A 26,446-nucleotide genomic window follows, 5' to 3' on the forward strand; every position below is an offset into this window, starting at 1 on the left:
GAGAAGGACGACCGAGAACGTGACGCTCACGAGCGCGGATCCCGTCACCGACGGGCCGGGCGCCGTGGCGCTCCTCGACCGGACGAGGACCGCCGTGGACCCCCAGATCCGCTCCACCGTCGAGACCCTGCCGGGCTCGATACGCCGCGTGGCCATGTACCACTTCGGCTGGGAGGAGGCCGACGGCACGCCCGCCTCCGGCCAGGCCGGCAAGGCCATCCGCCCCGCCCTGGTCCTCGCCGCCGCCCGCGCGCTGGGCGCCGAGGAGGCCCGGGCCGTGAAGGCCGCCGCCGCCGTCGAGCTGGCCCACAACTTCACCCTGCTCCACGACGACATCGTCGACGAGGACCCGACCCGCCGTCACCGCCCCACCGCCTGGACCGTCTTCGGCATCCCGGACGCCCTGATGGCCGGCGACGCGATGAACGCGCTGGCCCTGCGGCTGCTCGCCGAGGACCCGCACCCCGCCTCCGCCGCGGCCACCGCCCGCCTCGCCGCCTGCGTCATCGAGCTCTGCGCCGGACAGCAGGCCGACTGCGCCTTCGAGTCGCGGGGCCCCCGCGAGGTCTCCCTCGACGAGTGCCTCGCCATGGCCACCGCGAAGACCGGGGCCCTGCTGGGCTGTTCCTGCGCCCTCGGCGCGCTCTACGCGGGCGCGGGGGAGGAGGAGGTCGCGGCGCTCGACTCCTTCGGCCGCGAGGCCGGGCTCGCCTTCCAGCTGATCGACGACCTCATCGGCATCTGGGGCGACCCGGAGCGCACCGGGAAGCCGGCCGGCGCCGACCTGGCCGCCCGGAAGAAGTCGCTGCCCGTCGTCGCGGCGCTCACCTCCGGCACCGCCGCCGGTGAGGAGCTGGCCGCGCTCTACTCCCGTACCGAACTGGACGCGCGGGCGGTGCGGGCCGCGGCCGACGCCGTGGAGCGGGCCGGCGGCCGGGACTGGGCGCAGGCCCAGGCGGCCGACCGGATGGGCCGGGCCGTCGAGCACCTGGCACGGGCGGTGCCGGACCTCTCGGCGGCCGGGGACCTGCTGGCGCTCGCGGAGTTCGTGACCCGCAGGACGCGCTGACGGCGGCCGGACGTACCGGCCCGGAGTTCGGGGTTGCGCGACCACTACAGATGAAGCACTATGTCTGTCGTGGTCGCGCTCGCGACCGCGCCCCCAACGGAACAGGACCCGGTTTGCGCAAGCTCACCTACTTCGTCGCCTGCACCATCGACGGCTTCATCGGCGATCCCGAGGGCGACGCCACCTCCACGTACGCCTACGTCACGGGCGAGTTCCTCGACCACCTCAAGGCCGAGTACCCCGAGACGATCGCGGCCCCCGCCCGGCCCCACGTCGGCGTCGACCCCGACGCCCCCAACCGCCGCTTCGACACCGTGGTCCAGGGCCTCGGCTCGTACCGGGTCGGCCTCGACGTCGGCGTCACCAGCCCCTACGCCCACCTCCGCGAGTACGTCGCCACCCGCTCGCTCACCGAGTCGCCCGACCCGCACGTCGAGCTGATCGCCGACGACCTCGTCGGCCGGATCCGGGAGCTCAAGGCCGAGGAGGGCGGGCTCGACATCTGGCTCTGCGGCGGCTCCACCGTCGCCGGCGAGCTCATCGAGGAGATCGACGAGCTGATCGTCAAGACCTACCCGCAGGTGTACGGCTCCGGCATGCCGATGTTCGGCGCCGGCTTCGCGCCCCGGGACTTCGACCTGGGCGCCGTCCGCGCCTTCGACAACGGCGTGCTGGTCCGCACCTACACCAGGAAGCGGTAGCGGGCGGCCCCGTCGCGCACCGGGCGCCGCCGACGAGAGGCCGGCGGCCCGGAAGCCGGTGGTACGGAAGCCACTACCCCGCAGGTCACCGGCAAGAGCGGCGAGAACGGGAGAAGTCCGGCCACGGGGTGACCGGCCGAGCGCCGGAGCCGGTCATACCGCTACAGTCCGCCGCATGTCATCGGAGTCGACAGAAGTCTGGACCGGTTGGTACCGGGACCGCCGTGGTGCGGAAGCGATCGTCATCACGGCCGACCGCGGGCACGTCACCGCCCGCGTCAGGGGAATCGAGTACACGGGCGCGAGCTTCGCCGCGCTGACCGCCGCCGGCGAGGGCGGGGAGCCCCTCACCGGGTGCGTCCTCGAGTGGGATCTGCCGCTCCCCGTCGTCATCGGGGGCATCTCCCAACAGGCCACGCTGGGCTGCCTGCTCACCCTCGGGGAGCGCGCCGACCTCAGCCTGACCCTGCACTACGGCGGCACCGCCTTCGAGGCGGTCGTCGCCGGCGGCGACTTCGAGGGGGCGCTGGCCCGGCTGCGCGGCCAGCTCCCCGAAGGCGCCGACTTCGGACGGAGGGTCCTGTCCGGAGTGTGACGACGGCGCCCCGGGGAGGGGGCGCCGCCGCCGTGCCGAAGGCCGTCCGCCGGGGTCAGCCCTTGAAGGCCGTGGCGAGCCCGTAGCGCCACAACTGGTCGACGCGGGCCCGCTCCTGGGCGTTCGGGGTGGCGTTCTGGCAGGACGTGCCGGGCCCGCCGCCCGACATCAGCTCGCTGCACGGGCCGCTGTAGTGGTCCGGGAGTCCGAGCACGTGGCCGGTCTCGTGCGCCGTCACCCGGGTGGAGTTGTACTGCTGGTTCTGCCGGTAGTCCAGGAAGATGTAGCCGCCGCCGTGCCCGTCGGTGCTCGCGTACGAGCCCCGGGAGTCGTTCCCCTCGTAGTAGCGGAAGTCGGGGTTGCTCCCCTCGACGAGCCGCACGTTGACCACCGAGCTGTTCCATATCTGCGTGGAACGGGCGATCTGGGTGCGGAAGCTGGGGGCGTTGGCGGCGCTGTAGACGACGGTGACGGCCGCGGCGGCGGTCGGAGCCGCCGCCCGCTTCTTCGCCACCGACCGCATGACGGCGTCGAAGAAGGCCTTGTTGGCCTTCTCGTTCTCGGCGGAACCGGCGTAGGCGGCGTACGAGGGGACCGCCTCGGCCCCGCGGACGTCGGGCGCGGCGGCGGCCGGCGCGGCGGCGCCGAGCGAGACCGCCAGACCGAGGCCGAGGGCGGCGGTGAGGGTGCGGGTGAGGACCTTGGGGTGTCGCATGGGGGGCTCCTCCTGATCGGTGTCGGGAGTGAGTCTCGGGGCGGACGGGACCGCGCGGAAGGATGTCAAACCCCGATAGCGCGCTCACATCATCACGCTCTTCTGCCTCCAATTGACCTGGATTTAAGGGCAGTTGAGGGGATCCGGACGTCTGGTGCGGGAGCGGAACCCCGCCCTACGCTCACTCCATGGAGCTGGAGGTGAGACACCTGCGCGCGCTCTGCGCCATCGCGGACGCCGGCAGCCTGCACAAGGCCGCGCGACAACTCGGCATGAGCCAGCCCTCGCTGACCACCCAGCTGCGGCGCATCGAGAACGCGCTCGGCGCCGAACTCTTCTCCCGGGGCCGCACCGGCTGCCGTCCCACCGCGCTCGGCCGCTCGGTGCTCAGCCGGGCCCGCCCCCTGGTCGCCGACATGGCCGCGCTCGTCACCGAGACCCTCGCGGAGGCGGCCCGCGTCGAAGGGCCCGAACTCCGCGTCGGCTCCACCGCGAGCCGGGCGCTGCCGGGCTGGCTGCGCCGCCTGAGGGAACGGTTCCCCGGCACCGACGTGGGCCTCCGCGTGGACGTCTCCGCCAACGCGCTGCTCCGGGAGGTCGCCGGCGGCCGGCTCGACGTGGCCTTCGTCCACGAGGTGGAGGGCTGCCCCCTCCGCGTGCCCGACGGGCTCGTCCGGCGCGTCCTCGTCTCCCGCGAGCCCCAGTTCATCTCCCTGGCCCCCGCCCACCCGGCCGCCGCCCGCCCCGTGGTGGACCTCGCCGACCTCGCCCGCGACCACTGGATGGTCGACCCCAGCGTGGACGGCGAGTGGGACGGGCTGCGCCGGGTGCTGACGGCGGCCGGCATCGACCCCCCGGTCCTCCACGGCGACTACCACACCGCGGCCTCGCTCATCGCGCTCGGCGAGGCGGTCGCCCCCTGCCAGCCGACCTCGGTGCCCCGGGAGGACCTCGCCGTCCGCCCCCTCCGCGGCGACCCCCTCGCCGTCCGCCTGACCCTCTACGCCCGCCCCACGACCCCCCTGGCGCCCCTCCACGCCACCCTCACGGACGCCTACCGGGAAGCCGCCCGCCGTTCACCCGCCTACCGCTCCTGGCTCCGCGACGGCGGCACGGCGGGCCCCTGCCTCCTGCCGGACAGGCCCTAGGGGTGTCCCCCCACGCGCGGACGGGGCCCGGACCGCGCGTCGCGGTCCGGGCCCCGTCCGTGGGGTGCCGCCCCGGGGAGGCGGCGGGTCAGCCCTGCGCGGGCTTGTCGCCCGGCCGTCCGGCTCCCTCGGCGGTGTCCGTCTTCTCGCGCATCTTGCGCACCAGCTCGGCCTTCCTGTCCGCAGCGTTCCGGCGGTCGAGGTTGCGGTGCGGACCGTTCTCCTGCCGCTCGGCGCGGGACTGCCGCTTGCGCTGGCCGCCGCCCTGGCCCACGGGGTTGTTGATGTTCTTGCTGTCGGGCACGGATTCTCCCGGTGGTGAGGTGGAATGATCTGCGGACCCACCGGTGGAACGGCGTCCCGGAGAACAGGGCGCCAGTCTCCCACGGGATCCCGGAAACGGGAGCGGCCCGCCCCGGGGTCGCCGGGCGGGCCGTTCCACGCGCATTCCGACCCGCTGCCGGGCAGGGGGCGGAGGAGTCGAAGGTCAGGCCTTCTTGGTCTCCTAGTAATGGGCCGGGTCGGTGACCTGCGGGGATCCTCCCTGTGGGGCGCTGACCTGGCCTTTTGCTGTTGGCTGGCGATGGGGTACGACGGTCCTGATCGGGTGTTCTGCGGACTGTGTGCGGACTCGTTCCGACTCAGAGCGCGAGAGCTGCGTGCCGGAGAGGGAGCCCCGGATGCAGGCGCTGAGTCCGGCTTCCGGGGCCTTGGAGCGGCGGCGGTTGGATTCCTTACGCGCGGCGAAGCGACCTTTTCCGCGAGAGTTCCCCTGTGCTGCTGCCCCGGCCACCAGCAGCATTCCGACGGATGTGCCCTCATCGGCTGCCGACCCGGTCGTTGTTGGCGGCCGTCAGGGGCATGCAGTGGCAGCGACCCAAGGATGACCCTGGGTCTGGCGACGCGGCGCCCTTCTGCGGCTCTGGAGCCGAAGCGATGTCAGAGCCATCAAGTACATTGCTGGACAGGCGCCTTGACTGTGCGGACCCCACTAGTGACAGCTACGGGGCGCCACGCAGCCCCTTGGATGGAGTTGCGGACCGTGATGGGGTTTGCACTCCAAGTAGTAGAATGATCTGGTCATGGCGGACGGTTGGCCAAAGGAGTCGCAGACGTGCCAAATACGGTACCGAACAGGCCAATTTATCACATCACGCATATTCGTAACTTGCCAAGGATTCTCGCTCAAGGCGGGCTGTTCAGTGATAATTCCGCTGCCCGGCAGAACCTTACCGACACGGATATCGGAATGCCCGGCATCAAGCAGCGTCGGCGCACCACATCGGTTGATTGCGGACCTGGGGGCACGCCTGCAGACTATGTCCCATTTTATTTCTGTAATCGATCCCCCATGCTTGCCTCTATTAATTACGGCAACGTGCCGACCTATCGCGAGGGGCAAGAGCCGGTCGTCTACTTGACCTCAAGTCTAGCTGCAGTGAGAAACTCTGGCCTCCCTGCCGTATTCACTGAAGGGAACGCGGGAGCTACGTTCGTTGATTTCCACTCCGACGATGTCGAACTCTGCGAGAAGCTCATCGACTGGCAGCTGATGACTCAGAAGTGGTGGAATGACATACCTGAAGATCCGAACCGGGCGAGTCGACGTCAGGCTGAGTATCTGGTGCATAATTTCTTCCCAATCTCTCTCGTGGCTTCAATAGTTGTTCATAATGAACGTCGAGCCAATGAAGCTCGGGCTATTCTCACCGAACGCGGTGCTTCAATTCCCGTGATGGTGTATCCTGAGTGGTACTACTAATGAGTGGAGGGGTGGCGACGGTGATCCAGGAATCGCAAGGCAACCTGCTTGAAGCGGACGCGGAAGCCATCGTTAACACTGTCAATACTGTTGGTGTCATGGGGAAGGGCATTGCCCTGCAGTTCAAGCAGGCTTTCCCTGAGAACTTCAAGCAGTATAAAGCTGCCTGTGATCGAGGTGAGGTACGGGTCGGAGAAATTTTTGTCCATGACGCCCACCATCTAGGCCCCCGTCGGTACGTTCTGAACTTCCCGACGAAGCGTCACTGGCGCAGTAAGTCGCGCATCGAGGATATCCAAGCAGGTCTCGATGCGCTGGTTGAAGTGATAAAGAAATACGATATTGAATCCATCGCGCTTCCCGCTTTGGGGTGCGGGAATGGTGGGCTGGATTGGGGTGATGTCCGCCCCATGATTCACGCCGCTTTCGAGCCCCTGCCAGCGGTTAAGGTGCTGCTGTTCCCGCCAGTGGGTGCACCGGCGCCTGATTTGATGCCGGTCCGTACCGATGCACCGAATATGACCCGGGGAAGGGCCGCTCTAGTAGCTCTGCTGAGTGGCTACGTCGAGCAGGCGAGATCAGAGCGCGTTGAGGCTCCTGGTGGGGCATCGCTGCTCGAACTCCAGAAACTCATGTATCTGCTTCAGGCTGTCGGAACGCCTATGCGTCTGCGCTATGAGAAAGCGCAATACGGACCTTACGCTGAGAATTTGAATCATCAGCTTCAGCGTATGGAAGGTCATTTGGTCCGAGGGTACGGGGACCGAACTCAGCGCGTGCTCGATTTTCATCCCATCACGCTTACGCGGGACGCAAAGGCGTCTGCGGATTCCTGGATCGAAGAGAATCGCGATGTGCAGCTCAAGGAATCTGTCGATAAGGTCCTTGAGGTGATCGATGGATTTGCTTCCCCATACGGCCTTGAGCTGCTGTGCACGACACACTGGGTCATTCACGAGCTAGGGGCTGACGCGCCGCAAAGTGCCGTAATTGATGCACTCCAGAAGTGGAGTCGCCGGAAGGCGGAGATTTTTACTGAACGGCACGTTTCGATTGCTCGGAAGCGCTTGCAAGAAAAGCGGCTGGGTGCACTCTCTGCCTGATTCGCCCCAGAGGGGCCGGGGCGGAAGCTGAGTGGTCAACCAAGCGACCGATGGCCATCGTTCGGGGCATCGCCTTCATGGCGAAGGGCCACCCTGGCAGCCAGTCGGGCCGCAGTTGACGTTTCTATTGCCAGCCGTCGAGGGAGACCTCTGGGCCTCCCGCGAAGTAGCGGTGAAGGGCACTGGCCGTGGTGTCGACGAAATTCTCGGGTACTGCGTCGGCGTCGACCCAGCAGACCTGGGTGTGCTTGCGGGGTTCGCGGTTCTCGGGTTCGCCGGTCCATTCGTGGGCGGCGAAGACGACTGTGAGGAAGCCGTTGGGAGCTTCGACGCCCCAGGCGCCGTGGATGATGTGGGCGACCTTGAGGGACTCGGGTTTCACGGTGAGGCCGGTCTCCTCGTAGAGCTCGCGGACCGCGGTTTCCGTGATGGGTTCGCCCGGTTCGCTCTTGCCGACGGGCAGGTCCCACATGCCTTGGGCGAACTTTGCGTTTTCGCTGCGCTGGAGGAGGACGACTCGGTTGGTGGGCTTGTCATGGACGATGACGGCCGCGACCAGCAAGGTCATTGATTCGAGCGCCGGCTTGAGGGCCTTCGGCTGGTCATCGGTCCGCTGGGTCACGGTGTTCCCTTCGTCGGGCGGGTTGTTGGGCATGTTAGGCGAGGGCCTCGCGGGCGCGGCGGGCGAGATCGGCGGCACCGGGAACGCGGCGACGCTGGTAGACCGCGAGGGTGGAGCGGATTGAGGTGATCGCCTTCCGGGTCCGGTCGGAGGTCATGCCCTCCATGAGGACCAGGGCCTGGGTCCAGGCTGCGACGGCTTCGTCGGCGCGGGCCTGGGCGGCGAGGCTGTCGCCGAGGTCGGCGTGGGTGAGGGCGTGGACGCGCTTGTACTTCTCTGGGTCCCAGCGGGTGAGGGCGTCTCGGTGCTGCTGTTCGGTGCCGATGTGGTCGGCGAGGTCGGTCAGGGTGCGGGCGGTGTGGCTGGCCACGGTGCCAGCGGCGGGGCCGCTCACGCGGGAGTAGCTGGGCTGGGGGCCGTCGTCACGGAGGAGGGCGTCCTCGGCGGCGAGTAGGGCGCGTGCGGCCGACGGGTGCTCGTTGGTGGCTGCGTAGGCACGGGCGTGGGTGATGTGGAGCAGGGCCTCGGTCTGGCCGTCGACGTGGCCGAGACCCGTGCGTAGGGCGCCTTCGACGAGGTCGACGCAGTGGTGGGGCTGCTTGAGGCTCAGGGCCTGGTGGGCGAGGGCGCGCATCATCCAGGCTGCGTGGCCGTGGGGGTCGGCTTCGCAGGCGAGCTTGTAGCCGACCTGGTAGTAGCGCTGGGCGGCGCCTTCCTGGCCGAGGTCGTGGTGTTTCCAGCCTGCGAGGTAGGTGAGTTCGGCTACGGCGCCGAAGGCGGTCCGGCGTAAGGCTTCGCGGGGGAAGCGTCCGCGCAGCATGGGGGCTGCGGTGTCGGCGAGGTACGCGGTGACGGTGGTCAGGCCGTGCCCGCCGCCAAGTCGTTCGTCGGCGGCGCTGAAGGCCGTGGTGATCTGGCGTACGACGTCCACGTCCTCTGCGCCGACGAGGGACGTGCCGGTGCGGGCACGGAGCATGCGGGCGGTGGCTTCGTGGTCGTAGCCGAGCGGCATGGCGACGCCGGCGGTGGTGAAGGCCGCGATGGCGAGGAAGCGGCGGCGCTCGACGTCGGCGCGGCCCAGGTCGGTGGCGGCGAGGACGGGGTCGGCTTCCGCTGGCGCTTCGTCATCGCTGGTCTGGAGGCCGATCTCGGTCTGGGTGATCGTGCGCCCCGCTCGTCGGGACAGGGCCTCGGCCAGGTACTGGCCTACCCGGCCCGACGGGGCGCGGGCGCCGTTCACCCAGTGCGAGACGGCCGACTTGTTGGTCTGGAGAATCTCGCCGTTCTCGGCGGCGATGCGCCGCACGTCTCTGGCAAGGGCCTCGTAGGTGCAGCCGGCCGCGCCGATGACGTCGCGCAGAGGGAAGTTGGGTTCTCGCTGCGCCGCCACGACCGCCTCCGCCCTGGAGCTGTAAACCGCGTATACCGCTTCAACTGCCTTCCACCGTACCCACTGAGCGTGACCATCGGTTCACTTATCAGCAGCCGCCCGGAACGGCGCGACCGTGATCCAGGCTCCCCCCTGGTCCGGGCGGCACCCCGAAGTTCCGTACGCCCACACCGGGCTCGGGCATTCCTGTGCCCGCGTCCGGCCAATCAGAGACGGAGACACGGTGACCACCATCGACACCACGGCCATCACGGTCGAGCTGCCCGAGGCGTTCGACCCGCGCTGGAGCCGCCTGACCGGCATCCAGGTCGACGGCCGGCGCATCACCCTCGACCCGGCCGAGTACTTCTTCCGCTTCGAGTCGAACACCTGGCTCGTCGCCGACTGGGAACTGGTCAAGTCCCAGCTCCTGGAAGTGGACGAGACGACCGAGAGCGCGGTCGAGCAGCTCGCGCTCGACTTCATCAAGCAGCACAGCGAGTCCACGTCCGACGCGGCCCGCGTCCTGGCCACCGCGTACGAGGTGTACGCCTACCTCTTCCGCGACGAGCACCTGGCCGGCCTCGGCCTCCCGCAGATCACCGCCGACCACCTGAGGATGCTCCGCGAGGCCGCCACGCTCATGGCTCTCAACAAGGTCGAGCTCGACGGGCACATCTCCAACGTCGGCCCGTGCTGGTTCTTCCCCGCAGCCACCTCCGTCGTCTTCGACCTGGACGACGAGACGGGCGGGATGCTCGACGAGGTCTACCACGGCGGCTGGTTCAACGAGCACCGTCGGATCGAGTCCATCAAGGCCCACGCCGCGCTCGGCGGCCGGCTCGTGCACGGCTGCCAGTCCGTGCCGGACCAGTCCGGCGGCGTGGTCGCGCCCTACGGTGCCTCGATGGCGAACTTCCGTGACGACCTCGCCGCGTTCAAGGCGGGCTGGATCGAGCAGGTCTACGCCCATCGTGTGAACCCCGCCGCGTAACCCCACCCGATCAGGCTCCGGGGCGGGCCGGCATCCCCGCCCGCCCCGGACGCCACCACCCATCCCCGGAGCCCTCCCATGATCACGAACCCCAGCGCCGAACTCCTCGACAACCTGCTCACCGCGACCGGCCAGACCACCGCCGCACGGAAGGAGGTACGCGTGTGGTCCATGTCCGGCGTCGAGCGCGTGGCCTTCCCCGACGGCTCCACGGCCATCTTCAAGTACGCCAAGAAGCCCTTCGACAGCGAGGACCAGGCCCTCCGCCTGGCCCACACCCTCGGCGTACCCGTCCCCCAGGTCCACGCCTCCGCCGTCCTGAACGGCTGGCTCGGCATGCTCATGGAGGACCTCGGACCGTCCGTTCGCGAGGCCGACGACCTCGACGGCGTCGCCGCGGCCGTGATCCTGCACGGCACCCGTACGGCTCCGCCCTTGCCTATCCTCGACCAGGAGCGACTGCGGACGCTGCCGGCCAGGGCGCTGGAGCATCTCGAACGGCTGCGCAAGGCCGACCGGTGGCAGGACGCCGACGACGTCGAGGACGCGCTCGACCGGATCGCCCAGGCCGCCGAGGCCCGCTCGGCCGGAGCGACGCTGGAACCGTTCGGCTGGGTGCACTCCGAGTTCCACCCCACCAGCCTCCACATCGGGGAGCGCGGCTGGCGGCTGCTCGACTTCGCCCGCGCCTTCACCGGCCCCGGCCTGCTCGACCTCGCCAGCTGGCACGGCACCATCGAACCCCCGCACCCCGTGCGCCTGCGCGTCTTCCTGGAGCAGTACGTCACCGCAGGCGGCACCCCTGACGCCCTCGCCCCGCGCGGCGGGCTCACCGCCGAGAACTGGGCCCTGGGCTGGCACCGCATGTGGGCCGTCGAGTGGTTCATGGAGCAGTCGGTCCGCTGGATCAACGACCCGGCCACCGACCCCGCCTACATCAAGGCCGTCCGCCGCCACCTCACCGACGTCCTCCACCTCCTGGAGATCTGACGTGCTCGCCCAGGCATCCCCCTGGCACGCCCACGCCCTCCAACGCACCGCCGCCGGACTCGCCGAGCCCCTCTCCGTACCCGCCCGGATGGAATGGACCACGAGACCCGGCCAAGGGCCCGGAGCCGACGTCCTCGGCCCCGACCTGCGCGGCAAGCGACTCCTGGAACTCGGCTGCGGCCCCGGCCACAACGCCGCCCACCTTGCCACCCGCCACGGCGCCCGCGTCACCGGCGTCGACCTGGTCGGCCTTCAGGTCCGCCGCGCTCGCTCCCACTACGGACGGCTGAACAACCTCACCTTCGTCGCCGGCCACGCCCTGCACTACCTGCACGCCTCCGAAGAGCAGTTCGACGCGATCTACTCCGTCTTCGGCGCCGTCGGGCTCGTCGCGCCCGAGCTCCTGCTCCCGGCCATCGCCCAGCGCCTCACGCCCGGCCGGGTGCTCGCCTTCTCCGTCCCCCACCCGCAGCGCGGCGGCCGCAGCTCCTCGGGCGACGACCGGCCCCGCCGCGACCACGTCACCCTCCCTGACCGCACCCGCCTCCCCATCGCCCGCTGGGAGTTCTCCACGGACCGGTGGGAGAAGCACCTCAGCCAGGCGGGCTTCTGGCTCACCTCGGCCCAGGAGTTCCACGACCCCCGCATGGGCCACTGGCCCACCACCCTGCTGATCCGCGCTCGCAAGCTCTGACCAGCTATTCGCCCGGCTTCCCCTGGAGGACCCGATGCGCCCGCCCTACCTGCTCCTCGACATCGACGGCGTCCTCATACCCTTCCCCGACGCAGAGGGCTCGACCCCGGCCACCCACGCCCGCCACGACGTCGTCCCCACCGGCCGCAGCGCCGCCAACCCGGTCACCGTCTGGCTCAACCCCGACCACGGCCGCCTGCTCATGGACGTGATCCGCACCGGCCTGGTCACCCCCGTCTGGTGCACCAGCTGGCGGCAGGACGCCACCACCCTCATCGGCCCGCTTCTGGGCCTCCCTGACCTGCCGTACGTCGACCTGCCGCGCCCCCAGATCACCACCAGCCACCCCAACGGCTACCTCTGGAAGCGCGACCACGTCGACGCCTGGCTGGACGACGCCCCCGCCGTCTGGATCGACGACGACTTCACCGGCCTCGACCATGAATGGGCGGTGGAGCGCACTGTCAAGGGAACGGCGACCCTCCTCATTCAGCCCGACCCGCACCTCGGTCTACAGCCCGAGCACCTGACCGAGGTCACGAGGTGGGTTGCGCAGTTACACACAGCCCACGCCGCCTGACGACTGCTGCCCTCACTGCCACGAGCAGCGAGGGCAGCAGCCTGATGAGCATGGTGCCCCACTCGACCAAGACGTGCGGAAGGTCGACTGAGTACGGACCGACATGACGCCTGAGCTTGTTGGTTGAGACTTCGAGATCTCCGCCAACGGCACGGGAGCCTTGTGCGTTGCGGGTATCGAGCTCGTCACTCAATCAAGTGGTCGCGGTGAAAGAGCTCACCTTGCCGTGGGGCTCCCGCTCGCTGGTGCTGCTGAGGCAGACTTGCTGGGATTGCTGGGAGCATACCCAGTGACCTCAGGATGCGTCCGGTGTCAGCCCCGTCGATGATCATGTAGGAGCGCGGGCGTCGGGCGTCGTGGGCGTAAGCGTCCATCATGCCAACCACGCTCGGCTTGATCTGATGACAGTGCTGCAGAACGAGTAGCTCTGCGGGCTCGGTGAACAGTCGATCAATTTGGTCGCCGTTCTTGCCCAGGGCCTTGACGTCCATGGCGCGCGGGTAGCCGGGTCCCTTGAACAGCCAGGCGGCCGAAACCTGGCGCCCGCGGACGAACACTCGTGATGTGTAGAGGTCGGAGCGCTCGCCACCCCAGTCCTTCGGAACGTACGACTCGCCGATCAGTCCGGCGAAGGCGTGTTTCACCACATCCTCTGGCACGCGCAGGACCACTTCACCCTCAGCCTCAGTGAAGGGAGATGTGAAGTCGATCCCGTTGAATTGGCTGATATCGCTGGGGTACACCCGTGCTCCCGGGGTCAGTCCCCCGGCGGCGAGGTCGTCATCGATGAACGACCTGATTCCGATGAAGACCGGCCTGAGCTCAATTTGCGCTGCTCTGAGATCGGTGACCGTTCCGACCAAGTAGGCCCGCCTGGTACCAGCAAGGCTGCCGGCCGCAGACGAGCTGGCGGTTCTTGCCGAGTTGAACGTGCCGGTGACGTGCACCTGCTCACCCGCGTCGAGCGTCGCTGCAAAGCTGATCGGCTTAAAGCCTGGGGTGTCCCGTTCTCGGTCCCGCTGGAACGCAAAATCCAACTCAGCGCCGACGACCTGCCCCGTGCGCAGGTCCTGCTCCAGGACGCACCGCGCCAGCTCGCTGACTCCCAGCGAGGAAAGCGCCTCGGCCAGTTCTGCGGCAAGCGCGTAAGGCAACGCTGCCTCTGGCTCGCTCCTGCGGGCAGCCCGTGCCCGCGCGGACTCTGTCCGCCGCTCGCCAAGGAGAGACTGAACCTGATCCTGGTGCAGGAAGTACGGCTCTAGCGCGATGCGCGTCATCGGAAACGTGATCCTTTTGGCTGGGCGGACCAGGCTCAGCGCCTGGCAATGCTGGGACGGCGTGGGAACGGTCACGGGATGTTCTTGAGCAGGTCAAGGAACTCGTCCACGTCCTGCGGTCGGTCAGTGGGCTTGTGGCGAGTCGCCTCTGCTACTACTGCTCGCCATGGTCCGCGTGCGGGCAGCAGTGGGAGGTTCTGCTCCGGACGCTCCCTGGTCAGGATGGCCGCGATGAGCCGTCCAATGCTGTAGATATCGGCAGCAGCCGTCACGTTATGGGGATTCCCGGACGACAGCTCCGGCGCGGCGAATCCCTCGGACCCGAAACCGGTGCCGGTCCGAGTTCGTCGCGGAACACTAGTCTCCCCTCGGGGCTGACGACCAAGCCCCCAATCTGCCACGACCCAATTACCGTTGAGGAGCAGAACGTTTGCTGGTTTGATGTCACGGTGGATCCGGTCGTCGGCGTGTGGACGGCGCAGTCCTTCGCAGATCGCCGTGACGAGGCTCCGGAGGGCTCCTGTCTCCCGCTGCAAACGTTCTGCGTGGCTGGCGGCACTGCCGTTCGCAAGTGGCATGACGAACCACCGCCCGTCTGGGTCAGAGTCAAGCACTGGCATGACGTTCGGGTGTTCTCCGTAGAGGTGCCCGATGGAGATCTCGCGGCCCATGCGGTGTATAGAGTCCTCATCGTTGTAGCGGAGCTGCTTCACAGCGACAGCGATACGGGTATGCCTGTGCACGCCGCCGTAGACCGCTCCCTGGCCGCCCTCAGCGAGCGGCTCCTGATCCCTGTCGTAGTCCGCCTTCGTTCCGCGCTTAAGCCACCTCACAGCAGCCCACGGCGCGGCCTCGCCAGTGCCGGTCATTATCTCGTCGGTGAGAAGGGCACGGGCGGCCTCGATGACGTGGTCACGATAGGCCCCGTCCCGTTGCGCTAGGAGGATGGCCACCAGTGGACCGGCAGCCGGGAAGGGAGCAAGCTCGACGGCAAGACGGCGTGCCTCGTCGCCCTGAGCGGACCTTCGAGCGGCGCGCTGGCTGGTGTGCTCTTGCCGGGCCGCGTGCAGGTCAGGATGAGGAACCCAGCCGCGGGGTGGCAGGACCACACGGGCGTCGCGGAAGTCGCATTCGAGGACGATGCACCCGTTGCGCGCGAGCTCTGCGGCTATGGCCTCGGCGCGGACGCCGAACGTGGTCACGGCGGATTGCCATCGGCGGGGACCGTTGGTGGCGAAGGCCCACTGGCTGTCGGTCAGGCCATGCGGGCGCTGCGGTGCCGGAAGGCCTTCCGGCTCCAGGGTGACGCGCGTGATCTTCGGATTGCCGTTGCGGTCGGTGCTGTAATTGCCGTCGGGCAGGGGGACTGCGTAGGTGGTAAGGCCGGGGTAGACGTTGAGGTGGCGCATCGCGAAGCCGCGCGGGCGGGAGCGGGCGGTCATGCCGGCTCGCGGTACTCATTGCCGGTCAGCCAGGCACGGAGTAGTTCGACACGTGGGGCGTGCTCGTCATAACCGACGACGACGGGCTGCTCGTTGTACGGGCTGGAGTCTGAGCTGCGGCGCAGCTTGACGTACTCGCCACAGGCATCGATGGCATAGGACTCCATGTCGTCTTGCAGTGCCCCGACGACAGTGATGCCGCTCTCCCTGCCGATCTGCCCGAGCAGGGCGACCGCCTCGCGGCGGTGCTGCTTACCGAGGTTGCGGCCGAGTTCGTCCAGAACAAGGACCAGCGGGCGGCCCGTGCCGCTTGCGGCTGCGGCGGCGCACACAAGCTTGATCGCCCGATCATCGATCTGCGCAGTGTTGGCCCGCCGGTCGTAGGGGATGTGCCGCCGCCCCTCGGCGCGCCGCCACGTCGGTACAACATTCCAGCCCCAGTCCTCGGTGGGATCGACCGGCGGTGGAGGTTCGTCGTACTGCAGCGAGGCCCCGTACCCACCGTAGGCCCTGTCGAGCCGGTCGAACTGGGCTGCAACGTCAGCCAGCTTCTTCTTGATGGCGGAGCTGAGCGCCCCTCGGTAGGCCCGGCTGGCCTGGACCGCCTCCTCGTGACCGATTCGTGCGGCGCCGAGGCTCTCGTGGCGTTCCCTGCGCTGAGTGGCGATCTGCTGGCGCTCGTACCGGTCAGTACCTTCCAGGTGGCGCAAGTAGACGTGGAGTGCGTGGCGCAGCGGGGCGAAGGCGGCCTGTGCCCGCTGGCTGCTGCCGGGTCCCCGCTGGTTGAACTCTTCCAGCAGTCCAGTGATCTCCGTCGACATGCTGTCAGAAGCGGTGCGAGGGAAGCACTCGGATATCGCGGTACGAATCAGGTCCCTGGCTTCCTCCCACCAGTCACCAGCCGTCCAGGACTGCTGGTTTTCTGGCAGATCGAGCAGGTGCTTGCTGGCAGAGTCGAGGGTGCCATCCCATTGGGCGGTCAGTTCCGGAAGACCGAGCTGCAATTGTTCCTTCTTGAGGTTCTCGAGCTTCTCTCGGCGAGTCTTGTTTGCCTCGTCAAGGGTGGTCTTCTGACGCTGCAGAGACTCGATTTGCTTCTGACGGACACCCTCCAGTCGGAGCACCTCGTCCCGCTCGACGACTGCAGCGCCGAGCGCCGGAGAGAGTTTTGCGCACTCATTCCGGATGGCCTGATCTCTCTTCCGCAGGCTGCCAATCCGCACGTCCAGTTGAGTTGCCTCAACTGCGGCTCTCGCACCCTTCTGCCGGCGCTCAGCAGCAGTGACCCGCCGACCGGCAGATTTCCATCGCTCTTCGGCCAACTGATGACCTTCGGATTCTTGGCGAACGCGTTCCCGTGCGGCAGCAATGCGGGCGGCACGGCCGGTCACGGGGCTGGGGAACCCGCCGATGATCACAACACCCGCGTCGTCATGCACCCGGTCGGGGTTAGCGCGAGCAGTAACTCGCGTGTCAAGGGTCGCGAGGAATCCGCTCAAGTCATATTGCGGGTCGGCATTTCTCGGGAGGTCAATGCGCCCCGCGCTTTTTGTGAGATTGGCGGCGATCAAGGTCGAGCCGGGTACGCCCGCCAAAAGCACGCTGGCCCTGTCGAGGTCGCCGGAGTCTACGACAGCCGCCTCACGGTACGGCCAGAGGGCTGACTCCCACTTTGACCTCTGTTGGGCGTTGAGGACAACTGCGTCGAGCAGGCAGATTCCCCTAATTCCCTCGGCTGCAAGAACGTCGATCTGCTGCCGGGCCAGGTCCCTGCCGCTTTCCGTGTCCTGCAGGCTTGTTTCGGCGTCGGAGAGCGCCTTCTCCGCCACTCCAAGTGCCTTGACTGCCCCTTCCAGGTTAATGTCCGCATCGGTGCGTTCCCGGTTAGCGGTTGGCTCGTCACGGCCGTCAGCATCACGTGCTGTTTCCCTGGCTGCGCGCAGCTGACGGTCGGTCTCCTCAATCTGCTGTTCCAGCGCTGCAATCTGGTTGCTCAGCTCGCGGTCAGCACCATCGAGCCTGTCGAACGTGCTCATCGCGGCCTGCTGCCGTCGTGTGAATGCCTCGTCATCGGCCAGCTCCGCCACCTGTCCGACCAGCTCTTGTGCCATGCGACTGGTCTTCTCAATCTCGATATCGATCCCAGCAACCTCGGCTTGGATTTCGGCGTTGCGCTGGAGGGCATCGCACAGCAACCGTGCCGTGCGCGACCGCCAGCGGTCGGCGGCATCCGCGACGCGCCCACGCGCCCGGTCCCGTGCGTCGATACCGTCCTCGATGACCTGGGCGCTTTCCTCCCAGGCGGCAAGGTCGGACTCGGCGTTGTTGGCCTTCTGGAGGAGGTCGTACTCGTGGCGGCGTGCCTGGCGTTCCGTCTCTAGCTCGCGGTCGATACCGGTGAGTGCAGCGATCGCTTCGAAGATCCGCCGCTTGGAGATCTCGTTCAGCGGTTGGGCGAGCAGGTTCGGTGCGGCGCTGGCCCTCACTGATGTCGACAGGAACGACACGCACCGCACGTGCTCCCCGTAGAGGGTGCGTGGGAGATCACGGGCCGCCACGTCCTGCCGCCTTGCCCGCGGGGGCAGGGCCTGCCAAACCGAGTCAGCGGCCTGCTCCCGTTCGGCCTCGTTGTCCCCAGTGGGTAGATGCAGCCCGTCCTGCCAGCGTAACTTCAGTCGGGGCCCCTTTTGGCTGCTGCGGTCGATCCGGATCCACACGGTCAGGGCGCTGGCTTGAAGCTGATCAAGGGTCCCGGCAGCGGGAGCGAACACGCCGATGACGTACCCATGGTCGGCGTTACCCCAACGGTCTTCACCGCCGGCGTCCTCGGAGTTGAACAGCAGGTCGACCGCGGCGGGCGCGCCGGAACCGAATCGCCACTGCTCATCGGCATGCAGCAAGCTGATCTGGGCTAAGGGCTGTCCCGTAAATGATCTCCGGGTCGCCTCGGCCATGGTTGATCATGGTGAAGCCCGTTGGTCTATCCGGCGAGAGCGAGGTTGTGCATCCGGGCGATGCCGAGCATCGCGTGGTGGACACCGTCTCCCTTGAGGCGGCAGTCGCGGAGGATCTTCCAGGCCTTCATGCGGGCGAAGACGTGCTCGACCCGGGCCCGAACCTGCTTGTGGGACCTGTTGTGCTCTTCTTTCCAGCCCGGCAGTTCGGTCTGACCGCGCTCGCGACGGTGTGGGATGACGAGGCCGGTGCCCGGGTAGCCGCCGTCGGCGATCACGAGGGTCTTGCCGACAGCGGCCTTGGCGCCGGATTCCTCCCAGGCCCTGCAGTCGTTGCGGTTCCCGGCGAGCGGTCGGCCGACCACGACGACGCGCCTTGTGTCGGCGTCGATGACGACCTGGTGGTTGGTGGAGTACCGGTAGTTCTTCGACCGCTCGGCAATGCTGTGGTCCCGGGTGGGTACCAATGTCCCGTCCACGATGAGCACCGTGTTCTTGGCGAAACGCTGACGGGGCTGGAGCGCGAGCATCGGCCCGAGGTGGTCGATGATCCGGTCCGCGGCAGACTTGGACACCCCGAACAGCGGGGCGAGCTGGCGCATGGTCAGGTTCGTGCGCCAGTACGCGGCCACCAACAGGGCCCGGTCCTCCAGTGGAAGGCTCCACGGCCGGCCCTTGCGGATCACATCCGCACCCTCGCGTCGAAGCACGGTCACCAACTTCGCGAAGGCGCGAGGGCTCAGCCCGGAGAAAGGGGCTATCCAGGACGGCTCCGACGCCGTGATCACACCAGCCACACCGTGATCGTTCCACCCAAGGGAGGTCGAGCGAGTGCTCTTCCGCCCAAGCGCCAGCGGCCATCGGGCCTGTGCCTGCAGATATGGCCGGTCCAGAATGCTGCCGTGACCGAAGACGAGCGGAGCGGCATAGAACCGCGTTCATTCCTGACATGCGTGACAGAGGTGGCCCGGCTGCTGGGCATCGGAGACGTCAGCATGGAGCCGAAGGATCGGCATGCCCGCCGCCTTGCCCATGCGGTGCGTAAGCCCCTGCTCGAACGTGCGAGTCTGCCCGAGGAGTGGTTCGCCCCGCTGATGGCGGCAGCCGTGTACGACCCGGATCCCAGCTTCTGCCGCTGGTTCGTCGAGCCGGCGGTCTACGCATTCGGACGCCGCCGTGTGATGGCGGCATTGGTCGACTACTTGCGGATCGGCACGCACGCCGAGCGGGCTGGTGCCGTGCGCGCCTGGTACAGCGCCCATGTGCCCTTGCGTGCAGATCGGACTCCAGCGTACGGACCCGGCGGGGTACGTGATCCCGCTCTGGACGAGTCACAGGACATCAAGGCCGCCTGGCTGGAGACATCCCTGCGGGTGTTCGCCGAAGCCACCGACCTGCAGATGCGCCACCGTGTCCTGCTGGGCCTGCCTACCTCCCGCGCGGCATACCCGCCACCCCTGCACGAACTACTTGAAAGCACACTCGCATCCGCCCGCGTCCATCCCGACCCACACATCCGTCGCTGGGCCGCAGCAGCAGACCAGCCCGACTCTTACCCCTCCCGACAGTTGCGGGACAGCCCTTAGCAGTGACGACTTCCCCGCCCCATTGGAGTCCTTCGGCCCCTGCCCAGCCACGGCGATGAGGGTGCCAGCGGCAATCGGAACGGGATGCGTGGACAGCCGGGAGACTCGCACGCTCTGCAGGCCGACCAGGACACGGTCACCGACTATGTCCTCTTCTTGCGGCGTGCTGATGCTCATGAACCGCTCCTCGGGGAGATTGTCACTTCTAGGGGCGGGCCAGGCTCCGGCGGACCATGATCGCCGTTGCGAGCGCGGTATCCGGGCCTACGGCCAGGATTAGGTTCTCCTGCAAACGCTGGCGCGCGGCGGGAGTGAGCCGACGTAGCGCTGGCCCAGGGACGTAGGAGGCGCCAGCTGTCTCGGGATCGGAGCCGCGCACCGCACGGACCAACCCGGCCGCGCGCAGCCACTGCAGGGCATCGGAAAGGCGCCGCTGCCCGTGGACCTGCGATAGCTTCCGCAGGCGGGTTGGTGTGGTCGGATGGGGTGACTGCCAGTCGTCCCCGACCAGGCGCCCCTCTGCCCGGGGGATGGCGACCGAGTGAATCAGCACCAATATCAGCGCGGCCCGTTCCAGCGGCGGCAATATCCCCCAGCCCTTCGCTACGAGTTCCGCGGCGATGTCGTCGCGGTACCCCGATGTCCACAGGTAGGCGCCCGCATGGACGAGCGTGCGGCCGGTCCTGTGCAGCATCTGGTCAAGCAGGTGGCGCAGCGCCGCGTCTCGAAGCGCGGGAAGCGCGGCCTCACTGGCGGGCTCGCTGCCGTACTCAAGCGCGGCCCAGGCCGAGACCAGCGCGTCACGGTGCTTATCGCCGAGCGGCTGGAGCAGATCATCGAACAAGCCGCTCATCGACCCGGCTCCCGGTCAGGCCGCGGGAGCGGCAGCTCCCGGTGCAACTCCCTCAGCGCCGGAAGGTCCTGCTCCGGCCAGGTAGCCACTCGCGGGCCGAGGCAGACCCTCTGTGCCTCATCATTGATATCCAGCCACCGGCTAGCATGCAGACGCCGGAGCGCTCCCGTTCCAAGGCGGTGCAGCACTTCTTCCCCGCGTCCGGGAATGAGCTGGTCTACTACATCCAGCACCTCGCGCGTCGTCGACGACTGTCCCGGCCACGGGATTGTCTGGACGTCGACCCAGCAGCAGCGCAGCGCCGCGGCCAGGACTCGGCTGGTCTCGTTTGGGAACTCCGCTGGGACCACCTGCATCCGCAGCTCGCGCAGCACGGCCGGCGTCGCATCATCGGGTGGGCGGGGCAGTAGCCAGCAGCGCTCACCCCCTCGCTCCACTAGTCGCGACATGCCTACCGGGGTTCTGGTCGCTGACGGCATGCGCAGCGGGCCTTCGGCTCGCGCCCTCGCCCACCAGAGCGCCGCCTCCTCACTAGTCACATGTGCCTCCGCTCTCGCTCGAACACGCCAGGAGTAAGCCAGGACGGCACGCTGCCCGCCCGTACCTGGACCGGGCCAGACCATGCCAGCCGATAGCCGAGCCGGTCGTTGTTGCTCGCAGCAACTAAGTCGGCCAGCACCCGGCGCGCCGTCACCCAGTCCATGCCCGACAGCAATTGCTCGACCGCAATAGAGTCCCGGCCGCTGAGCACCTCTTCGGCAACTCCCGCCAGTCGCTCGGCCTCTGCGTCTGACCATTCCTGGGAGGGTTGCTCATCGCCATCGGAAATCCGGGAACGCGGCGGCGTCGAGCGGCTGCCGTTTGGCTGCGACCTGCCAGCAACAGCCACTACCAGGTCGGCGACATCGTGCCATGGGGAAGGCGCGTCGAAGACTTGATCAGCCAGGACCGCCGCGAGCTCACCCACGGTTGCCCGCCGCGCGAAGCGCTGCCACATCTCGGGGGGCAGCAGGTTCAGCGCCCTCGTGGTCCCCGCCGCGGTCATCAGGCGCGCCGACGCGTTCGTCGAAGCATCTTCGTAGGCTGCGATCGCCGACCGCAGCTCCCCGCACATGCGGCTGAGCTCCGGCCAGAACTCCAGCAAGATCTCATGCACCGCAGATGCCTGGTCAATGAGCGTCTTCGCGTTCCACAGCAGCGGCGCGCGCTCCCGCAGCGCCTCCACGCTGCCGCCGACGGTCAGCGCCACGAGCTCGGCGACGAGGAGCCGGAGCGCCGTGGTTACTCCGACGACAACCTCAAGGGCTTCCTCGGGTGTACCCTGACCTCCCTCCAGCCTGATCTTCTCCATCGTCAGAAGCTGGTGCAATTCCGACTGGCCCCCACGGGCCAGCATCCGCTGAACGAACAGCATCGACACGTAGCTAGTGAACGAGGCCCGGTACTCGCGCTGGTAGGGCTTATCAAACGCGGGCTGGATCGCTCCAAGCTTCCGCAGGACACCCAGCCGGTTGTCGATCACCTCTTCCGGGAAGGCGGAACATGCCGCCCGGATCTGTTCAGCTGTCAGCCCGTCCTCACCCGCGCGGGCAAACGCAGCGAACAGCGTGTCCGCCAGTCGGAACAGAGCCGCGTCATCGATCGCCGCGTTCGCCTGGCGCGCAAGGACGGCGACTATCTGCTCGAACACAGAAACAACGGCCTGCTCGGCCGCCACTGCTTCCAGTCCAAACTGCTCGTCCACCACTGAACCGTTCCTGGTTGTGTCCTGGCTCTAGGGTTGAGGTTCCAGCTGCGATATTGCAGGGGTGGGTAGAGCCCTGTCTCCCGTTTGACGGGCAGGTTCTTGTAACAGGAAAGGGCAACGCTCCCGCCGACCTCATCACCCCCAGTCCCACCCGCAGCACGTAGGGTAGCTGATCTGGTGGAAAGGTCGCAGGCAGATGACGGCGCCCAGAGGTGCGGTCAACGCCGAGACTATGGTGCTCAATCCGGGCAAAGTCTGTGTACGCAAGAGGCCCGGTGGCTGGGGCGATATCCGTGCCTCCGCTCAATATCGAGCGGAGGTACGGCTCCTTAAGCGGGCTTGCCGGCCTCCGCCTCACCGTCCCCTTCGCAGGGATTGTGGCTGGAAGCGATCGGCCACCGGTGTGGCTGGCGGGTTGGCCATGGCGGAGACGAAAGACGTGCCGTAGACCGTGCTTCGCTGGCAAGCCGCTTGTGCTCGTCGGTTCGGCTGAGCCGTGATGCGCCAGTTAAGGACCTCGGCGGGGCGCTCGGCGCTGTCGAGCTCTCGCTGGGTGCCCACCTCGGCCAGGAGGCGTCGGGGGTTGTGGCCGGCGGTTTCGGCTTGGGCGAGGGTGGTGGTCAGGGCGGTCCAAGTGGGGTCGGCGAGGATCCGGTCGGCGTGGTCGGGGAGGGCCGCGCGAACGTCCTGCTCGTAGCGGCGGGCGGTCGCGGCTCGTGGTGCTCGGCGGGCCAGGTCCGCCAGGACGGGTGCGGCGGCCTGCTGGTAGCCCGCCTGGAGGTGGCGGAGGGCTTCTTCGGCTGCGGCGGCCTGCTGTTCGTGGCCGCGCTGTTCGTGCCACTTGGCGGCGGCGCGGGCCAGGTGCACGGTGGCGAAGAGCAGGGCGATGGCGAGTCCGCCCGGCTCGTTGGAGGCGTAGGCGAGTTCCTTGGCTGCCTTGCGCAGGGCGGTGGCGGATTGGTGGTCGGCGCGGGTGGCGGAGCGGCGGGCGCGGTTGAACGCCATTGCCGCCGCTCGTAGTTCCGCCCGGTGGGGGCCGGTCGTGGCGCTGGCGATGTTGTACAGGGTGTCGCCGAAGGCGGCCAGGTGGCCCTGGGCGGCGGCATCGTCATCAGAGTCGAGGACGGTGTGCGCCGTGTGGATGGCGGTGGTGGTGTGCCGCCATGGGTCGGCGGGGTCCGCCACGTGCCGGGGGCGGTCCCATTCCTCCTGGTCGGGGAGGCGTTCGCGTAGGCGGTTGATGGAGAGGTCGGGGGCGAGTTTGGAGCCGCCGTACCAGACGGGTTCGCCGACCGCGTTGGTGTCGCCGGTGGCGGCAAGGCTGTAGCCGATCACGTCGCCGGTCTCCGGGCCGAGGCGGGTTTTGACCTTGATGCCCAGGGAGTCCAACACGGTGAAGTAGTCGGCTTCGGTTCGTACCGCGGCGGCTACCGCGTACGCCTGCTCGCGCAGCCACTGCCGTGCCGTGACCGTCTGGCCCTGGCGCTCGGCCTTGGCGCGTTCGGCACCGGTGGGGGTGCGGGGCGCGGTGAGGTCGCCGGACTTCAGGCGGCGCAGGCCGAATTCCGCTTCGATCTTGCGGCACTCGGCCTGGGCGCGCCGTCCGTCGCGGTGGGTGCGCGGGCGGCGTCCGTCGGCGCGGACGGTGGTGGCCATGAGGTGGATGTGGTCGTCGGCGTGGCGCACCGCGATCCACCGGCATGCCTTCTCGTCGCCTTCGGGGGCGATGCCGGCGGCGTGCACGATGCGGCGGGCGACCTCGGCCCACTCGGCGTCGGTGAGGTAGCGGTCGCCGGGCGCGGTGCGGACCGGGCAGTGCCAGACGTGCTGAGGTGGCTTTTTGCCGCCCAGTTCGCGGGTGCGCAGGTCGACGTGGTGGTCGAGGCGCTGGGCGAGCTGGGTGTAGGTGGCTGCCGGGTTGCGGCCGGGGTCGGGGGCGCCGGCCATGTCCCAGGCGGCGACGATGTGTGGGTCGGTGTGCTCGTCGCGGCGGCCGGGGCCGAAGAGGTAGACGATCAGTCCGCGGGTGTCGGAGCCGGTGGAGACGTCAGGAACCATGCGCGGTGCCTTCCGCCAGGAGCTGGTCGATCAGCCGGTAGCTGCTCTCGGCCGCTTGCTCGACGCGGTCCAGCACCGCCTCGGCATGCTCGGGCACCGTTCCTCGGTGGATGGCTACGGTGATCTGGTTGAGGTTGCCGCCGATGCGGTTCAGCGCGACCGTGTGTGCCTCGACGGCCTCGATCAGCGGGCGGACCGGGTCGTCCTCCGGGCTGCCGACCAGCCCCGCCTTGCCCAGGGCGACGGCGAGGGCGGCGTCGCCGACGAATCCGGCGAACTTCTGACCGCGCTGGTGAGCTGCGGCGCTGATCACGCCGACCGCGGTCTGGGTGAAGCGGATGGTCTTCTCCTGGTCGCGCTTCTCCACGGTGGGCTTGCGGTTCATCAGTGCGGGCAGGACGGGGGCGTCGAGGTCCCGCCAGGAGGGCTGCTCGGCGGGCGGCGGGACATCGGCCGGCGGCTGAGTGCTGGGGGCGACGGAGTCGGCTGCGGGCGGGCAGCCGGTCTCGGCTGTGCCCTCTTCCGGCTCGGGCGCCCCCTGGCGCTCGGCCTTCTCCTCCGCCACCCCTGGGGCGGGGGCAAGCGCGGACGAAGCCTCGTTAGAGGCTCGTTCGCTCCAGCTTGCTGCTGACCGGAGGGTCAGGTCGAAGAATCCCTTGCGGCGGCGGGTGGAGGCGTTGTTGGTGCTCGTTTCGGGCATGGTGGTGCTCCGGCGGTCGTGTGGGGGTGGGGATTCGTCACGTCCGTTGCATCCGTCCCGTAGCTGGTCAGCACAGGTACGGAGACGGTCGCAGGTACGGAGTGATCCGTATCGGCGAGGAATTCCGTCCCCGCGCTGACCTGCGCGGGGACGGATGCGACGGATTGATACGGAGCTGGGGTCAGCGAGTGGGCCTGGGGCCGGCAGGCCCGCCGGGCGGGCCGATGGGCAGCGTCCCCGAGGGAGAGGCCGGCGGCTTGCCCGGGGCTCGACGTGCGACCACGGTCTCCGCTGCTGCGGGGGCCGGTGGGGCGGGGTCGGGGCAGTAGCGGGCCCAGGCGTCGAGGAACTGGTTGCGGGCGTACGCCTTGGCCTGCCTGCCGTTCTCGAAGCGGTGGTTGGCCGGGCTGATGCCGAAGTCACGCAGCAGGTTGGCCAGGTGGTAGGCGTTCAGCCCCTTCGTTCCGTACTCGGCCCACGGCGCCTCGGCGTCCTGGAGGAGGGCGGCGAGCAGGTCCTGGCTGCGCAGCGCCTCCTGGTCGCCGTGTTGCTCGAACACGCGGCGGATGTCCCGGAGCAGTCGCGTCTTCAGGGTCGTCTGCTCGTCCTGGACCACCTCGTTGCGGGTCATCGCCAGGCAGGCGGTGCGGGCCTGGGCGGGCCAGTGGCCGCCAGCCAGGTCGGCGACGATGACCAGGGGCTCCCAGGTGTCGGCGGCCCGGTCTTCGACCGGCATCGGTGGCACCAGTCGGTGCGCTGTCCCGCGTAGTGGGGTCAGCCATGCGGCCAGTCGGTCGCGCAGCGCGTTCAGTTCCGGGACGGAGTGCCGGGACCGGAAAGGGGCGACCTTCTCGCCGGGCTTGCGCTTCTGCATGCGGAGCACGATGGCGCGGTCCATGATCGTGTCCGGCAGGTCACCGATGCCTGCCAGCGCGGCCATGGCGAAGGTGGGGAACGCGGTGGGTTTGTGTTCCGGGCCGGAGATCCGCCAGGCGGGGCGGTTGCGCTGGTGCCCGGCGTTCAGCAGACCCCGGAGGTCCTCCTTGTCGCCGGCCTTAGGGCCGAAGATGGTGTCGGCCTCGTCCACCAGCAGCGTCGGCGGGTCCTCGCCGATGATCCGGAAGACCACCGCCGGTGAGGTGTTCACGGTCATCATCGGCCGGGACACGGTCTCGTGGAGCACGTCCAGGACGCGGGACTTGCCGCATCCCTTGGTCGGCCCGACCACCGCCAGGCGCGGCGCGTGCTGGAGGGCGGGCTGGATGTGGGAGGCCGCCACCCACAGGGTGACCGCGGTCAGGGCCTCCTCGCTCGGCAGCACGACGTACCGGCCGATCGCGGCGCGCAGCTCGTCCAGTACGACGGTCCCGTCCTGGTCCCGGTCCGCTGTGAGGCTGGCACGTTCGCGGTCCCGAGTCCCCGGTCCGGGTTCGGGGACCGTCCCCGCAGCACCGTGGTCAACCCGGACCGGCGGTCCGGGTTCGCCA

General features: G+C 68.6%; 24 protein-coding genes. 11 read left to right on the forward strand and 13 right to left on the reverse strand.

Features of this window, described 5'->3' with window-relative positions:
- The first annotated feature begins 19 nt into the window (after positions 1–19).
- From IE287_RS06135 to IE287_RS06145, 3 genes are all read left to right on the forward strand, one after another.
- Positions 20–1,069 (forward strand): family 2 encapsulin nanocompartment cargo protein polyprenyl transferase, encoded by a 1,050-nt coding sequence (locus IE287_RS06135; protein ID WP_189847872.1) that lies wholly within the window; start codon positions 20–22, stop codon positions 1,067–1,069.
- 113 nt (positions 1,070–1,182) lie between these two features.
- The gene (locus IE287_RS06140; protein WP_189847873.1) at positions 1,183–1,770 is read left to right on the forward strand and encodes a dihydrofolate reductase family protein; all 588 of its coding nucleotides are present in this window, start codon (positions 1,183–1,185) and stop codon (positions 1,768–1,770) included.
- Between the two features lie 175 nt (positions 1,771–1,945).
- On the forward strand, positions 1,946–2,365 hold the full coding sequence (locus tag IE287_RS06145) for a DUF6304 family protein (RefSeq protein ID WP_189847874.1): 420 nt from the start codon (positions 1,946–1,948) through the stop codon (positions 2,363–2,365).
- A 55-nt stretch (positions 2,366–2,420) separates the two neighbouring features.
- Here IE287_RS06145 and snpA read toward each other — a convergent pair whose 3' ends face one another.
- Positions 2,421–3,080, reverse strand: coding sequence for a snapalysin (gene snpA, locus IE287_RS06150; RefSeq protein WP_189847875.1), 660 nt, complete (start codon positions 3,078–3,080; stop codon positions 2,421–2,423).
- A gap of 188 nt (positions 3,081–3,268) precedes the next feature.
- Between snpA and IE287_RS06155 the strand changes: the two genes are divergently transcribed.
- The gene (locus tag IE287_RS06155) at positions 3,269–4,228 is read left to right on the forward strand and encodes a LysR family transcriptional regulator (RefSeq protein ID WP_189847876.1); all 960 of its coding nucleotides are present in this window, start codon (positions 3,269–3,271) and stop codon (positions 4,226–4,228) included.
- A gap of 88 nt (positions 4,229–4,316) precedes the next feature.
- Here the strand turns inward: IE287_RS06155 and IE287_RS06160 are convergent, their stop codons facing one another.
- Positions 4,317–4,532 (reverse strand): DUF6243 family protein, encoded by a 216-nt coding sequence (locus IE287_RS06160; protein ID WP_189847877.1) that lies wholly within the window; start codon positions 4,530–4,532, stop codon positions 4,317–4,319.
- Positions 4,533–5,342: 810 nt separating this feature from the next.
- On the opposite strand from IE287_RS06160, the gene darT reads away from it, so the two are divergent.
- Both darT and darG read left to right on the forward strand, forming a co-directional pair.
- Positions 5,343–5,990: a type II toxin-antitoxin system toxin DNA ADP-ribosyl transferase DarT gene (gene darT / locus IE287_RS06165; RefSeq protein ID WP_189847878.1), complete on the forward strand. Its 648-nt coding sequence runs from the start codon at positions 5,343–5,345 to the stop codon at positions 5,988–5,990.
- Positions 5,991–6,001: 11 nt separating this feature from the next.
- Positions 6,002–7,093: a type II toxin-antitoxin system antitoxin DNA ADP-ribosyl glycohydrolase DarG gene (gene darG / locus IE287_RS06170; RefSeq protein ID WP_229883306.1), complete on the forward strand. Its 1,092-nt coding sequence runs from the start codon at positions 6,002–6,004 to the stop codon at positions 7,091–7,093.
- A 124-nt stretch (positions 7,094–7,217) separates the two neighbouring features.
- Here darG and IE287_RS06175 read toward each other — a convergent pair whose 3' ends face one another.
- Positions 7,218–7,748, reverse strand: coding sequence for an NUDIX domain-containing protein (locus IE287_RS06175; protein ID WP_189847879.1), 531 nt, complete (start codon positions 7,746–7,748; stop codon positions 7,218–7,220).
- A gap of 1 nt (position 7,749) precedes the next feature.
- On the reverse strand, positions 7,750–9,105 hold the full coding sequence (locus tag IE287_RS06180; RefSeq protein ID WP_189847880.1) for an NsdA family TPR-like regulatory protein: 1,356 nt from the start codon (positions 9,103–9,105) through the stop codon (positions 7,750–7,752).
- A 223-nt stretch (positions 9,106–9,328) separates the two neighbouring features.
- Here IE287_RS06180 and IE287_RS06185 point away from each other — a divergent pair, with 223 nt between their 5' ends.
- The 4 genes from IE287_RS06185 (at position 9,329) to IE287_RS06200 (ending at position 12,342) form a co-directional block, all read left to right on the forward strand.
- Positions 9,329–10,078, forward strand: coding sequence for a hypothetical protein (locus IE287_RS06185; protein ID WP_189847881.1), 750 nt, complete (start codon positions 9,329–9,331; stop codon positions 10,076–10,078).
- A 78-nt stretch (positions 10,079–10,156) separates the two neighbouring features.
- The gene (locus tag IE287_RS06190) at positions 10,157–11,068 is read left to right on the forward strand and encodes an aminoglycoside phosphotransferase family protein (protein ID WP_189847882.1); all 912 of its coding nucleotides are present in this window, start codon (positions 10,157–10,159) and stop codon (positions 11,066–11,068) included.
- A gap of 1 nt (position 11,069) precedes the next feature.
- A complete protein-coding gene (locus IE287_RS06195; protein WP_189847883.1) occupies positions 11,070–11,762 on the forward strand; it encodes a class I SAM-dependent methyltransferase in 693 nt (230 codons plus the stop codon).
- Between the two features lie 34 nt (positions 11,763–11,796).
- A complete protein-coding gene (locus IE287_RS06200) occupies positions 11,797–12,342 on the forward strand; it encodes an HAD domain-containing protein (RefSeq protein ID WP_189847884.1) in 546 nt (181 codons plus the stop codon).
- 185 nt (positions 12,343–12,527) lie between these two features.
- On the opposite strand, the gene IE287_RS06205 is transcribed toward IE287_RS06200, so the two are convergent.
- The 4 genes from IE287_RS06205 to IE287_RS06220 all read right to left on the reverse strand — a co-directional run bounded on the left by IE287_RS06205 (position 12,528) and on the right by IE287_RS06220 (position 18,812).
- Positions 12,528–13,619, reverse strand: a complete 1,092-nt coding sequence (locus IE287_RS06205) for a hypothetical protein (RefSeq protein WP_189847885.1) — start codon at positions 13,617–13,619, stop codon at positions 12,528–12,530.
- Between the two features lie 71 nt (positions 13,620–13,690).
- Positions 13,691–15,061: a protein kinase domain-containing protein gene (locus IE287_RS06210; protein ID WP_189847886.1), complete on the reverse strand. Its 1,371-nt coding sequence runs from the start codon at positions 15,059–15,061 to the stop codon at positions 13,691–13,693.
- The gene (locus tag IE287_RS06215) at positions 15,058–18,015 is read right to left on the reverse strand and encodes a coiled-coil domain-containing protein (RefSeq protein WP_189847887.1); all 2,958 of its coding nucleotides are present in this window, start codon (positions 18,013–18,015) and stop codon (positions 15,058–15,060) included. Before IE287_RS06215 ends, IE287_RS06210 begins: the two co-directional genes overlap by 4 nt.
- Positions 18,016–18,041: 26 nt before the next feature.
- On the reverse strand, positions 18,042–18,812 hold the full coding sequence (locus tag IE287_RS06220; RefSeq protein ID WP_189847888.1) for a transposase: 771 nt from the start codon (positions 18,810–18,812) through the stop codon (positions 18,042–18,044).
- Between the two features lie 105 nt (positions 18,813–18,917).
- Here IE287_RS06220 and IE287_RS06225 point away from each other — a divergent pair, with 105 nt between their 5' ends.
- A complete protein-coding gene (locus IE287_RS06225; protein ID WP_229883307.1) occupies positions 18,918–19,601 on the forward strand; it encodes a hypothetical protein in 684 nt (227 codons plus the stop codon).
- A 205-nt stretch (positions 19,602–19,806) separates the two neighbouring features.
- Here the strand turns inward: IE287_RS06225 and IE287_RS06230 are convergent, their stop codons facing one another.
- The 5 genes from IE287_RS06230 to IE287_RS06250 all read right to left on the reverse strand — a co-directional run bounded on the left by IE287_RS06230 (position 19,807) and on the right by IE287_RS06250 (position 26,280).
- Positions 19,807–20,454, reverse strand: a complete 648-nt coding sequence (locus IE287_RS06230; RefSeq protein ID WP_189847889.1) for a hypothetical protein — start codon at positions 20,452–20,454, stop codon at positions 19,807–19,809.
- Positions 20,455–20,989: 535 nt separating this feature from the next.
- On the reverse strand, positions 20,990–22,201 hold the full coding sequence (locus IE287_RS06235; protein ID WP_189847890.1) for a hypothetical protein: 1,212 nt from the start codon (positions 22,199–22,201) through the stop codon (positions 20,990–20,992).
- 354 nt (positions 22,202–22,555) lie between these two features.
- Complete coding sequence (locus IE287_RS06240) at positions 22,556–24,259, reverse strand: relaxase/mobilization nuclease domain-containing protein (protein WP_189847891.1); 1,704 nt, start codon at positions 24,257–24,259, stop codon at positions 22,556–22,558.
- A complete protein-coding gene (locus IE287_RS06245) occupies positions 24,249–24,824 on the reverse strand; it encodes a MobC domain-containing protein (RefSeq protein WP_189848227.1) in 576 nt (191 codons plus the stop codon). The genes IE287_RS06240 and IE287_RS06245 overlap by 11 nt, the downstream gene beginning before the upstream one ends.
- A 316-nt stretch (positions 24,825–25,140) precedes the next feature.
- A complete protein-coding gene (locus IE287_RS06250; RefSeq protein ID WP_373307815.1) occupies positions 25,141–26,280 on the reverse strand; it encodes a DUF3631 domain-containing protein in 1,140 nt (379 codons plus the stop codon).
- Positions 26,281–26,446 lie beyond the last annotated feature (166 nt).

It is taken from the genome of Streptomyces omiyaensis (assembly GCF_014650895.1).
GTDB lineage: Bacteria > Actinomycetota > Actinomycetes > Streptomycetales > Streptomycetaceae > Streptomyces > Streptomyces omiyaensis.